This window comes from Egbenema bharatensis FJBBOT/2019, assembly GCF_048077055.1.
GTDB classification, from domain to species: Bacteria; Cyanobacteriota; Cyanobacteriia; order Elainellales; family Elainellaceae; genus Egbenema; species Egbenema bharatensis.
Genome location: NZ_CP182236.1, coordinates 4,343,179 through 4,354,687 on the forward strand (window position 1 = coordinate 4,343,179; position 11,509 = coordinate 4,354,687).

General features: G+C 52.5%; 11 protein-coding genes and 3 pseudogenes. 4 read left to right on the forward strand and 10 right to left on the reverse strand.

Annotated elements, in window-relative coordinates:
• Positions 1-54: 54 nt before the first annotated feature.
• The 4 genes and pseudogenes from ACM1PF_RS20090 to ACM1PF_RS20105 all read right to left on the reverse strand — a co-directional run.
• Positions 55-537, reverse strand: a complete 483-nt coding sequence (locus ACM1PF_RS20090) for a DUF4079 domain-containing protein (protein WP_416666421.1) — start codon at positions 535-537, stop codon at positions 55-57.
• 64 nt (positions 538-601) lie between these two features.
• A complete protein-coding gene (locus tag ACM1PF_RS20095; protein ID WP_416666422.1) occupies positions 602-2,074 on the reverse strand; it encodes a cytosine deaminase in 1,473 nt (490 codons plus the stop codon).
• Between the two features lie 135 nt (positions 2,075-2,209).
• Positions 2,210-2,584 (reverse strand): annotated as a pseudogene (locus tag ACM1PF_RS20100) (hypothetical protein); the annotation flags it as partial.
• Between the two features lie 759 nt (positions 2,585-3,343).
• A pseudogene (locus tag ACM1PF_RS20105) lies at positions 3,344-4,294 on the reverse strand (DUF4912 domain-containing protein); the annotation flags it as partial.
• A gap of 655 nt (positions 4,295-4,949) precedes the next feature.
• Here ACM1PF_RS20105 and trpD point away from each other — a divergent pair.
• On the forward strand, positions 4,950-6,044 hold the full coding sequence (gene trpD / locus ACM1PF_RS20110; protein WP_416666423.1) for an anthranilate phosphoribosyltransferase: 1,095 nt from the start codon (positions 4,950-4,952) through the stop codon (positions 6,042-6,044).
• A gap of 76 nt (positions 6,045-6,120) precedes the next feature.
• Here the strand turns inward: trpD and ACM1PF_RS20115 are convergent, their stop codons facing one another.
• Complete coding sequence (locus ACM1PF_RS20115; RefSeq protein ID WP_416666424.1) at positions 6,121-6,939, reverse strand: retropepsin-like aspartic protease family protein; 819 nt, start codon at positions 6,937-6,939, stop codon at positions 6,121-6,123.
• Between the two features lie 82 nt (positions 6,940-7,021).
• On the opposite strand from ACM1PF_RS20115, the gene ACM1PF_RS20120 reads away from it, so the two are divergent.
• On the forward strand, positions 7,022-7,237 hold the full coding sequence (locus ACM1PF_RS20120) for a hypothetical protein (RefSeq protein ID WP_416666425.1): 216 nt from the start codon (positions 7,022-7,024) through the stop codon (positions 7,235-7,237).
• 72 nt (positions 7,238-7,309) lie between these two features.
• On the opposite strand, the gene surE is transcribed toward ACM1PF_RS20120, so the two are convergent.
• From surE to ACM1PF_RS20140, 4 genes are all read right to left on the reverse strand, one after another.
• A complete protein-coding gene (gene surE, locus ACM1PF_RS20125; protein ID WP_416666426.1) occupies positions 7,310-8,002 on the reverse strand; it encodes a 5'/3'-nucleotidase SurE in 693 nt (230 codons plus the stop codon).
• The gene (locus ACM1PF_RS20130; RefSeq protein ID WP_416666427.1) at positions 7,993-8,748 is read right to left on the reverse strand and encodes an ATP synthase F0 subunit B; all 756 of its coding nucleotides are present in this window, start codon (positions 8,746-8,748) and stop codon (positions 7,993-7,995) included. The genes surE and ACM1PF_RS20130 overlap by 10 nt, the downstream gene beginning before the upstream one ends.
• Positions 8,661-9,209, reverse strand: a complete 549-nt coding sequence (gene coaD, locus ACM1PF_RS20135) for a pantetheine-phosphate adenylyltransferase (protein WP_416666428.1) — start codon at positions 9,207-9,209, stop codon at positions 8,661-8,663. The genes ACM1PF_RS20130 and coaD overlap by 88 nt, the downstream gene beginning before the upstream one ends.
• Before the next feature lie 166 nt (positions 9,210-9,375).
• Positions 9,376-10,224 (reverse strand): alpha/beta fold hydrolase, encoded by an 849-nt coding sequence (locus ACM1PF_RS20140; RefSeq protein ID WP_416666429.1) that lies wholly within the window; start codon positions 10,222-10,224, stop codon positions 9,376-9,378.
• A 253-nt stretch (positions 10,225-10,477) separates the two neighbouring features.
• Between ACM1PF_RS20140 and ACM1PF_RS20145 the strand changes: the two genes are divergently transcribed.
• Positions 10,478-10,666 carry a hypothetical protein gene (locus ACM1PF_RS20145; RefSeq protein ID WP_416666430.1) on the forward strand — a complete coding sequence of 63 codons (189 nt, stop codon included), beginning with the start codon at positions 10,478-10,480 and terminating at the stop codon, positions 10,664-10,666.
• A 45-nt stretch (positions 10,667-10,711) separates the two neighbouring features.
• On the opposite strand, the gene ACM1PF_RS20150 is transcribed toward ACM1PF_RS20145, so the two are convergent.
• Entirely contained in the window at positions 10,712-10,855 is a 144-nt protein-coding gene (locus tag ACM1PF_RS20150) for a hypothetical protein (RefSeq protein WP_416666431.1), read from the reverse strand.
• 185 nt (positions 10,856-11,040) lie between these two features.
• Between ACM1PF_RS20150 and ACM1PF_RS20155 the strand changes: the two are divergent.
• A pseudogene (locus tag ACM1PF_RS20155) lies at positions 11,041-11,459 on the forward strand (peptidylprolyl isomerase).
• Positions 11,460-11,509 lie beyond the last annotated feature (50 nt).

Below are 11,509 nucleotides of genomic sequence, written 5' to 3' on the forward strand. Positions count from 1 at the left end.
AGGGAGTACATCAGGCTTCTACAGAAACAATCAGACCGGCAAACTCTAACGTTCCTAGATTGACAGTCCCAGTTTCAGCCCCAGCAGGGCGTGGAGAAAAAGCAGGCATAATGCTGTACTGCCCAGATAGGCATGGGTCGTTCGCAGCATGGCCTTATTTTTCCCAAATCCAGTCCCTGCAATCACGGCATTCATCCCCAGCAGCAAAATTACCGCCGACCCCGTCCAAAAGTGCGAACTCTCAAAAATTGGCTGTTGCTGCATGACTAGCGACAAAACGCCACCCGTGTAGCCCAACACAATGAACAAATACATCAAGGGAGCCAGTTTTCGATGATCGGCACGACTCTTAATCGCCGTATCCTTATCTGCTGCCACTCGTCCTCGCCAACCAGCTAACCCCACAAAGCTTCCCATCACAAACACTACGATCGCCATCATCAAAGGATGGCCCCAATGCACGATCGGTTCTGGCACACCCAAACTGCCAAACCAGGCGGCGATCGGCTCTAAATAGGTGCGTATGGTCGATACCATTGTGTTCTCCTTCATTCTCCCTAACGACTCTCTTTAAGAATTGTTAAGAATATTTTAGGCGAAGTTATTTACCAATTCCTACTAGGTCATCTAACTCGGAGTAATCGGGCAGGGTTGTGTCGATCGGTTGTCCCTTGCGGAGAACCACGCGATCGTGTTGAGAACGGGAAAGTAGCTCACTGAAGTATCGCGCCCGAAACAGAATCAGATCAGCAGGAAGCCCCACCCCAATTCGTCCAGCCTGAGACAGTCCCAGCAAGTTCGCTGGAGTTCGAGACACCGTACAGCACCAATCACCGTAGGGAGCATCCAGTTGGGCAATCCGCGTAGACTGATTCAGCACCTCCAGGACATCATGATCCCCAAAGCCAAAGAACGGATCGCGGCAATTATCGCTAGCCACCGCAACAGGAACACCAGCGTATTTCAATTCGTGCAACAGCGTAACACCACGCCACCGGGGAGTCAGGGCGTAGGGGCGATTCTCGAATCGCCCATCCAGGGTTGAGGATTGAGAACCAGTTCGAGCATCAGGTCGAGGTTGATTAATAGAATTCCAGTCCTGAGAGGCGATCTGATTGCGATCCTGAAGAAACAGGTTACACATCGGCAGGCTAACAATCCCAATATTGGCTTGCTTAACCAGTTCCAATGTTTTTGTGACCTCATCGATCGCCTGCACGGCCAAACTACAGCAGTGTCCACAGACAATTGTTCCAGTCCATTCATGACGTAAAGCTGCCAGTGCCACCTGGCGTAGGGTGATTTCGTTGGGATCACCACTCTCATCCGTATGCAAATCTAAATCCAGGTTGCGTTCCTGTGCCAGGGTAAACAGGCGATCGAGTTGTGGATCAATTTCCGGGTTCATCAGGGCAAAGCCGCCCAGAATCCCACCTATTTCTGCAACGCGATCGGCTAATTTCTCCGCTGCTGGAGTCATCCCATAGTCCAGGGGCATGAGGCTAACAAACTGGAGCGTGATCCGATCGGCCCAGGCTTGCCGCAGAGCTTGAAACACTTCTAAGCTCACCTCTGTCCACTCACCAAACAAATCCAGATGGGTGCGAATAGCCGTCGTGCCGTGGGCATAACTACACTTCAAGCCAAACTCCATCCGCCGATACAGATCTTCAGGATCCCAATGGGTATTGCTGTCGGACTTCACCAGGTTCAGAGCATCTTCAAACGTTCCAGCAGTATTGGGCGATCGTTCCCAGACATGCCCCTTATCCAGGTGGGTATGCATATCAATAAAGCCAGGAAAAACGATCCCTCGCCGCAAGTCAATTTCAGGGACAGTTTCAGAGCTAGATTCAGAGCTAGATTCAGAATCCTCCTCCCCAGCCGCTCGCAGTTTTGTGATGGCCCCTGCCTGCACTTCAATATCTACACAAACTAAACCGTCACGGGTTTGGGCTGCCGTTATCACCGGATCTGGATCAACAACTAGCGCGATCGGCACATGGGCATTTTTGAGCCAATAGCGATCAGCAGGAGCGGGAATAGCACATCGATCGGTTATGAAATCAGCCATGAGATCAAAAAACAGAGGATAGAGAACTTTCAGTCAGTTCGTGCAACAGTTAGGACATCCTAGAACCTGCATTCTAACCAACTTCAGCTCTCGATCCTCACAGCTTGCCTTGAGGCTGCGGTAGCCTGGCTCCCTCTACTGAAGCAACCACTCCAGGGCAGCTTCCTCCTTCGTATTGGTATGACGTTCAGGGGTTTCGCGCGTAAATTTCATGTGAACTGCGCGGGTTTGTTCCCCATCAGCCGCCACCGCCATGATCGGGAAATCAATTAATCCGTCTGGAAACGTCATGCGGAACCGGAAGGTACCATCGGGGTTCAACTTTACCGGACGACCGGCGATCGTCACCGTTGCATCAGGCTCCGTCGCACCGTAAACAATTAATTCCGCATCCGCAATCAGCCAGAACTTACGCGGCCGAATGGGTGGCATGGAAGCAGACATGCCGATGCCGGACATACCCACACCCGACATGCTGTACATGCCGATGCCGGACATACCCACACCGGACATACCAGCCGCGCCGACTCCCGACATGCCTACCCCAGACATACTGTAACCAGGAACCGACATGCCCACGCCGGACATCCCGACTCCCGACATGCCCGCAACACTAGACATGCCGATGCCGGACATACCCACACCGGACATTCCTGCTGCACCAACTCCGGACATCCCGACACCGGACATGCCCGCGACACTGGAGATCCCCACACCGGACATACCCACACCGGACATGCCAGCCGCACCGACTCCTGACATCCCGACTCCAGACATACTGTAACCAGGAACCGACATACCCACACCGGACATTCCGACTCCCGACATGCCAGCCGCGCCTACACCGGACATACCAGTGACCGCCGCCCCGGACATGCCCGTGACTCCTGCTCCGGACATGCCCGTGACACCGACACCCGACATGCCAGTGATTGCTGCCCCAGACATGCCCGTGACTCCTGCTCCGGACATGCCCGTGACTCCTGCTCCGGACATGCCCGTGACTCCTACTCCGGACATGCCCGTGACTCCTACTCCGGACATGCCTGTGACACCGACACCCGACATGCCAGTGATCGCTGCCCCAGACATACCAGTGACTCCTGCCCCAGACATACCAGTGACTCCTGCTCCAGACATGCCCGTGGCTCCTGCTCCGGACATGCCCGTGACACCGACACCCGACATGCCGCTCACAGCTGCGCCAGACATGCCCGTGACTCCTGCACCAGACATGCCAGCGGCTCCTGCTCCGGACATTCCTGTGACACCGACCCCGGACATGCCGCTCACAGCTGCGCCAGACATGCCAGTGACTCCTGCCCCAGATTCCGTCGGCACAGCCCATTTACCCACTCCCGACGGTGGGAACACGTAGGAACTGATTGCCTCCTCTGGAACCTGATGCATAGAGCCAAATATAGAACCAGCCACCCGTTGAGACTGGCTCACTTCAGCCATTTCAAACACTTGATCGTAGATTGAACTGGAAATGGCTGCTAATCGCCGAGTTGGATGGGACAACTCCAGGAAGGTTTTGGACTGCAATTCTTCATCCCAGGAGATGGTCACAAACTGATCGTCAATCCAGTCAGATGGATAAATCGGAGGAATCCGCACTGCTGCCGATCGCGCCAGCAGGAGCCATCGTCCATCAAACCCGACGTAGCCAATCTCAACAATATAATCTCGATCGCTGACCGGTACGGGGAGATACCATTCCCGCGCCAGTTCATCGCACTCGTACTGCTGCAAGCTGTGAGGACGCTGCAAGTCAATATTGATATCGGTGACATCATAGAAGCGCAGGGCCAGACGAATCGCCCCTTGTTGACGCAGAGCTTCCTTATTTTCGTTGGGAACATCCCAGTAGGCATAGGCCCATTGGGGATCCCGGGGCATCAGCACAATCCGGCTCTCGCCATAACCATCTGGCAGGTCAGCTAGACCTTCATCAACGATCGCCAGCGGTTCAGCCATCCGCTCTACTTGCTCATTCTGCCCAACATCAAACTTTGCTGCTTCCACTTCTTCTTGCGCCTCCAATGAACGAGATAACGGTTGGCTGGGAGCGAACCGTGTGCGTTCAATCTCCTGAATGGCTTGCAGGAGTTGATCTTTACGCATCCGGCTATAGCGGGAAACACCGTATTCGCTAGCCACTCGGCGGAGCTGCCGGAGGGTCATTTCTTCTAAGGGTGGACGGTTGGGTGAAGCCATAGCTAAACGTACTACCTCCAGTAATTTCAACGATCGTTCGGACAATACCGAAACCTGCAAGCTTGACCGAAAAGTGTGCTGACCATTAACCCTACCGAATTGCCTCAGCCCAGCATCCCTGCCAGACAGTGACAGAGGGTGGACTCACAGCAATCAGCAGCGGCAGCAGATTCTTTTTGGGATCAGGGGATCAACTGCTTGCCCTGATCCTGCAAAAAATCGTCTCAAAAAGCAAGGGGACAAAGTGCCTGTTTTTGGGCAGTTTGACGAAATCACGGGACAAATGGGGATCATAAAGTCATGAAACCATGACTTTAAAGCCAGGTCAATGATCTGGGGATCACTTATGTGATGAAATCATGACATTTACTTACATCAAATCTATAGAAGCAAACAGATGAAATTAATACCAATTCAAATCATTTGCACGGCAGATAGATTGCCTGTAGGGGCGCACTGCTGTGCGCCCCTACTTAATCAGGGTGATCCACCCAGAACAGAGGGATCCCTGCTCCCGAACCTGGCTAATCCTGAAATCATGGTGCAGACTCCCCCTAGCTGGCTTAAAAAGTGGTAGTGTTTTTCAGCAGTTACCCGCTTTTCCGGACAAGTCCCCCTGCGGAAATGCTGATTTTGATCATTGAGAGCCAGGTTTATGAGTAATCCCTCCCCATCTCCCGCTCCTTCAACTCCCTTAAACGAAGATTGGTCGTCTCTCCTGCAACAGCTCCTGGACGGTCGATCGCTTGAAGTGGAGCAAGCTGCAACGCTGATGCAAGGGTGGCTCGCAGAATCTATTTCTCCCGTACTTTCTGGGGCAATCCTGGCGGCAATTCAGGCTAAAGGGGTATCGGCAAGTGAACTCGCCGGAATGGCAAACGTCCTTCAGTCCCAATCTTTAGGTAGCGCAGATACCACTCCAGTCCCCTCGCCCTTGATTGATACGTGTGGCACCGGAGGGGATGGCGCATCCACATTTAATATCTCTACGACCGTTGCCTTTGTGGTAGCAGCGGCAGGGGTGGCAGTGGCAAAACATGGTAACCGGGCGGCTTCCAGTAAAGTTGGGTCAGCGGATGTTTTGGAAGCTCTGGGCATTAACCTGAGTGCTTCTCCCGAAGCCATTCGCGCTGCCCTCTCGGAGGTGGGAATTACCTTTCTGTTTGCGCCTGGCTGGCATCCAGCCATGAAGTCGGTTGTGCCCATCCGCAAGGCATTGAAGGTGCGCACGGTGTTCAACCTCCTGGGCCCCCTGGTGAATCCGCTGCCCTTAACCGGGCAAGTCATGGGAGTCTTTGATCCAGGCATGATTGAACCGATCGCCCAGGCCCTGCTGCATCTGGGTCGTCCCGAAGCGATCGTCCTCCACGGGCAGGAAAAATTGGATGAAGCCGGACTTGCCGATGTCACTCACCTGGCAGTGGTATCCGGTGGACAGGTTCATACCCTGACCCTCAACCCCGAAGAATTGGGTCTAACCTCGGCTCCTACCAGTGCCCTACGGGGGGGGGAAATCAGTGAGAATGCTGAAATTCTCCGCACGATCCTGCAAGGTGGCGGAACCCAGGCTCAAAAAGATGTCGTTGCGTTAAACGCAGCTCTGGCTCTCAAGGTGGGACAGGCAACAGAAGCCAGCACTGATGCCGATCCGATCGCCTCTTATCGTCAGGGGATCACCCTTGCTAGAGAGATTCTCGCCAGTGGAGCCGCCTGGACAAAGCTCGAACAGCTTGTTGCCTTCTTGAAATAGCCGGTAGCGCAGGCATCTTGCCTGCCAGTCAGCAATATCTATCTGCAATATCTACAGCAATATCTAACCGGATCGCTCATACGCCCGCTCGCTCCCGGAACACCACCTCATGCTCCCGAACCGTGATGTCAAAATTGCCAAAAAAGTCATGGCCGAGTAGCCCCGTACCCAGTTGTGCCCCTGCGATCGCCACCAAGACATTCTGCGCGATCGCCCCATTCACTTCCATCGAACTCACATAGCCTAACGGCACAACAACCCCACTTTCGCTGGCGGTATCAACCCTGGCAGCTCCCACCGGAACAACCCCTAAAGCTTGTGCCATGCGGGCTGTGATCAGGGTTCCACTGGCCCCTGTATCAACAATCATGTCGAACGTCTGATTACCATTAAACGTCACTTGAATGACGGGAGTATTGCCTTCTCGTCGGACGATCGGCGCGTAGAAAGCTCGTGTATCTCTACTTCCAGTCGTTGGGGAAGCCGGCGTAAGCGGTGGAAGAGATGCGACGGCCACAGGAGGAGAGGCAGAATTCACCGGGGGAGGAGCCGCCGCCTGCGATCGACGAACCGTGATATTCCCATCCGCCGATGCGATTGTGGATCGAGTTGCTTGCTGCTGCGCATAACTGAGATTAGTTCGGTATTCTGCCACTTTGCTTTGAGCCTGGGCATGATTTGGGTCAGCGGCTGGAACTGCTGCCATCAAATCAACCGCCTGCTGCCAGCGTCGTGCGACCAATGACCAATCATCCTGAGACTGGGCAGAACGGCTGAGGGTAAAGGCACTGGAAGCGCGATCGATCCCCTGACGATAAAGATCAGATGGGGCAGAATGCTCGGAATCAATTCCTGGTTCGGAGGGTGGCTCAGACGTTAACCGAACCTCCTGCATATTTTGGAGCGGAACGGACGGGTGTGAAATTTCCTCGTCTCTTGCTTCTTGACGACTGACACTCTCACTGCAACCTGTACTCGTGAAGGACAATACGCCCGCTAGCATAATCAAAGGGATAAAACGGATCGACAAAATGCGGATCGACAAAATGGACATAGCTATGGGTGATCGCTATCTGCAAAGGGTGTGCGATGGCAGGATATCCTCTATCGGCAAAGATATCGGCAAAGATATCGGCAACGAATCTGGCAAGGATATCGGCAAGGATAAGTCTTTGTTAGTAGCCTGCCCATAGGAAACACAGCCGTCGATCAAACCATGGACCACTAACCTAAATGACTCTTCTCTGGTAGATGCTAGGGTTCCCCTAGAGGTTGATCTTCGTTACAGCTATGTTACCGGAAAAACATACTGTAACATCTGAACCTGGATCACTGACACGATCGCCGTATTTACCGACATACTGCAAATGATCACCCTCCACCCGATAATCCACTGGAAGGGGCTGAGTGCAGAGGGGGCAAAACACAATCTTAGGTTCTGGGTCATCCGGTGCCAAATGGGGCAAGTTCACATTCCAAAACGCGCCTGGTTCAAGAGGCTGCGCCATTAACTTATCCAGAACGCGACCCGCCATTCGTGCGGCTAGATCCCAATCAATCGGTCGTTTCTGGCGAATGTAGTGGGAAAGAGCAATTCCCGAAATCCGATGTAAAGCTGCCTCTCGTACCGCAGCCACCGTTCCCGAAATATAAACATCCGCCCCCAGATTTCCCCCTGCATTAATCCCAGACAGTACCCATTCGGTATTGGGATAAAGATAGCTCAGGGCAATCCGTGCACAGTCCGCTGGAGTTCCATCCACCGCAATCTCCTGGTCAGAACGGCGTTCCAGATGGATCGGACGATGGGTCGTCACCTGATGCCCACAGCCAGAGTGTGGCCGTTGAGGCGCAACCACTGCAACCGCTTCCCCCGAACCCGCTTCCCCTATCGCCTGCTGGAGCGATCGCAATCCTGGCGCATCAATTCCATCATCATTGGTCAAGATTATTGGCATAGGACAACGGATAAATGAATTAAGACAGTACCGATACCGATTCTACCGATCGCCATACCGGCGGGGGGCAACCGGGATGGCGGATAGGTTGGTGGTGGACTGGTAATGGGTTGATTGATTTGAAGTTGCTGACGACCATTCCGGACAATCCGCAGCATGTCCGCAAACTGCTGTTCCATATCTTGCAGCACCCCATCCGCGTACTCATCCGCTCCCCGCTGGATCTGCTCACACTCTGCGATCGCCAACTGCTGCATCTCCTGAAGCTCTTGCTGAGCCTGTCGCCGCATCTGATCAATATCCACCAACACCTGCTGCTGCATCTCCTCGCAGTCCATTTGCACCTGCTGGCGAATCCGTTGCGCCTCCATCTCGGCCTGCCGCACTAAGCCCATCTCATCCACAATCTGGGCTGCTCGTCGTTCCGCATCTGCAATAATCTCCTGGGCGTACTGCTCAGCCTCCAGTAGCACCTCCTCCCGATGCAGAATAATTTCCGTCGCCTCCTGGAATGCCCCAGGCAAATTCAGCCGCACCAAATCCAGCTGATCCAACAACTGCTCTTCATCCACCAACGTTCGCCGACTCAAGGGGATTCGAGGACTATCGAGGATGATTTCCTCCAGCTTATTCAACTCTTGCTGGATATCAAATCCCCCTACTCGATTTGTCTCTCCATGAAGCGTTCGGTCTTGGGATCCACCGTTGGTGTTGGGTTTTCTCCGGCTAGGGTCTTGGCGTAGCATTTGTGAATATCCAGAGCAACAGGTTGAGGGACGAGATGACCAACAGAACCGCCAAATCTGGCAATTTCCTTGACCACGCTACTGCTGAGGAAACTGTGTTCAGTTGAAGTGGCCAAAAAAACAGTTTCAATATCATCTGAAAGCGTTTTATTGGTATGCGCCATTTGCAGTTCCATTTCAAAATCAGATACTGCGCGGAGTCCCCTCAGTAAGACTTTCGCTTGACGCATGTGAGCATAGGTAACGGTTAACCCGTCAAAACAGTCTACTTCCACATTGGGTAGATGCTGGGTAGACTGACGAATTTGCTCGGTTCGCTGCTGCAAGGTGAACAGAGGCTTTTTGTTCGGATTGCGAAATACGACCACGATCACCTGCTCAAAAAGCTGACAGCCCCGCTCAATGATGTCGAGATGACCAAGGGTAATTGGATCAAAACTACCAGGGTAAATTGCAATCACAGCCCAAGCATAATAAGAGAATTAATTGCGGACAGAGAGAAGTCGCTAAACGATGCGTCGCTGGCCGATAATGAGGCGATTATATCGGATATATTGGGCATGCTCCCGATCGCAGCCCCGAGATTTCACAAATCTGCCTGAACCTGTTTCCACCAGACGATTTGAACTAAACTATCTGACGACGAAGAAACGTTAAGAGAGTATCATTCACCTTTTCGTGCCAGTCTTCCTGGGGATAGTGCCCTACTTCTTCTAGCTGAGCCAGTTCTGCCCCCGGAATTTGCTGTGTAAACGCCTGAGCCAGACTGAACGGCAACCAGGGATCACGCATTCCCCACGCCACCAGCACTGGGGAATTCCAGTGGGCGAAACCGCTCTGAATCTCCGCCGTTACTTTAGAAAGCTGTAAATTCTTAATGACTGCCAGCAAGGCTCGCCCCGCATCCGAGCTTTTCAAGAAGGGACGACGGTACACATCCAGATCGGCATCTTCGACGCGATAGCCGCCGCCGCCCTCCAGGGTGCGATCGACCAGTAGCGGATCCTGGGTCAGCATATCACCCACTAAAGGGATCCCCATCTGCTTGATCTTCCAGGGCAGCTTCGCTTCTGGCATAATCGGCGCATTCAAAATCGCCAGTCGCTCAATTCGATCGGGATGCCGCAGGGCATACTGGAGCCCCACTGAACCTAAGAATCCCTGAACGACTAACGAGCAGCGATCGATCCCCAGTTTTTCCAAAAATTCTGCCAGAGCCTCGACATAGGCATCGGGGGTATAGGCAAAATCACGGCGATCGGGCTGGGACGAAAAGCCAAAGCCAATCCAATCGGGCGCAACGGCGCGAAATCCGTACTCCGCCAGGGCAGGCAGCACATTTCGCCAACTGTAGCTTTGGGAGGGCAAACCGTGCAGCAAAACCACAGGTGGTTTATCGGTAGGGTTAACGGGTTCAGCATTGCGGTAAAACCACTTCAGCGAACCGACTTCAATCAGTTCTTCCGTAATAGTCATTCTAAAAGAATAGAGGATCAGGGAACCGAATCTATCCAGCATGAATCTAACCGTTGACCCAACTCGTGTCTAATATCGCCACAACCCATTTCCCAGACCGCAATAAATAAAAATCGTGTAAAGATTTGTAAATAACCCCTATTTTGTAACACATGATACAGAAAGCTCTGTTATAGTAAAGATGTGACGAGAAGATAATCTTGTCTTATCTCCTCCTGTTATTCCTTACGCATTCAGTTAAGAGGTTTTGATTATGTCTACTAGAGAACAAGCACGGGCTTTAATGATTCGCCATCACCAGTCCGTTAAAAATCGCCATCAGTCCATGCTGACTCGGGCGGCAGCAGAAGTGGGTCTAGATAATGTTGATTACTGGAATCATATTCAGGGCAAGCCTCTCCACGGTGAAGACTACGATCGCAGTGGTGCTTCCCTCAGCTAGAAATCTGAGAAATCATTAAGTTTTGCTAACTCAGGTTAAAATGATCTAGCTTTTGTAGAGCTTCTTGGCTTCAGGTGTTCCCGTTTCAGGTTTAGCGCAACGAATGCCTGCCTGTATCACCCGATTGGTTTGCCCAATTGGTTCGATCGATCGTTTGACCTGAATTTCAGTCCAAGCCTTTATCTTCACAGAACTCGTTTCAGTATCCCCATCCAGATTTGGGTTTTCTCAAAATTAAATCGCTTTGTGAGCAATCACTCTATCACCAGAACGCTCTCCTAACGGGGGGCGTTCGTTTTGCTGCACAGAACGTCAAAGTTTGGCGTACACTAGGCTTCACGTCAGACAACACATCAGCTAAAAGGAAACATGCTATGACTCACGCCATCATGGAAACAGAAAAAGGCACCATTAACCTGGAGTTGTTTGAAAATGAAGCTCCCAACACCGTAAAAAACTTTGTTGATTTGTCCAATAAAGGGTTTTACGACGGGTTAACCTTTCATCGAGTCATTCCTGACTTCGTGATTCAGGGTGGCTGTCCCAACGGTGATGGCCGGGCGGCCCAGGCTATACCATTAAGTGTGAAATTAACCCAAACAAGCATTTGGCAGGCAGCCTATCGATGGCCCATGCGGGCAAAGATACAGGCGGCAGCCAGTTTTTCATTTGTCATTCCCCCCAGCCTCATCTCGACGGCAAACATACCGTATTTGGTCGCACGGATGATATGGATGTAGTGAATGCGATTCGTCCAGGGGACAAGATTTTGTCGGTGAAGGTGGAGGAGTAAGGAGGGGAAGGGGTGAATTGCGATTCGCCCCTCCAGGGATTTGATTTGCA

What these genes read in the sequence shown, in the direction of transcription:
- trpD (WP_416666423.1), top strand. Translation starts at nt 4,950, where the DNA reads ATGAGTAATCCCTCCCCATCTCCCGCTCCTTCAACTCCCTTAAACGAA.
- surE (WP_416666426.1), bottom strand. Translation starts at nt 8,002, where the DNA reads ATGCCAATAATCTTGACCAATGATGATGGAATTGATGCGCCAGGATTG.
- ACM1PF_RS20095 (WP_416666422.1), bottom strand. Translation starts at nt 2,074, where the DNA reads ATGGCTGATTTCATAACCGATCGATGTGCTATTCCCGCTCCTGCTGAT.
- ACM1PF_RS20090 (WP_416666421.1), bottom strand. Translation starts at nt 537, where the DNA reads ATGGTATCGACCATACGCACCTATTTAGAGCCGATCGCCGCCTGGTTT.
- ACM1PF_RS20130 (WP_416666427.1), bottom strand. Translation starts at nt 8,748, where the DNA reads ATGCTACGCCAAGACCCTAGCCGGAGAAAACCCAACACCAACGGTGGA.
- ACM1PF_RS20115 (WP_416666424.1), bottom strand. Translation starts at nt 6,939, where the DNA reads ATGCAGGAGGTTCGGTTAACGTCTGAGCCACCCTCCGAACCAGGAATT.
- ACM1PF_RS20145 (WP_416666430.1), top strand. Translation starts at nt 10,478, where the DNA reads ATGTCTACTAGAGAACAAGCACGGGCTTTAATGATTCGCCATCACCAG.
- ACM1PF_RS20140 (WP_416666429.1), bottom strand. Translation starts at nt 10,224, where the DNA reads ATGACTATTACGGAAGAACTGATTGAAGTCGGTTCGCTGAAGTGGTTT.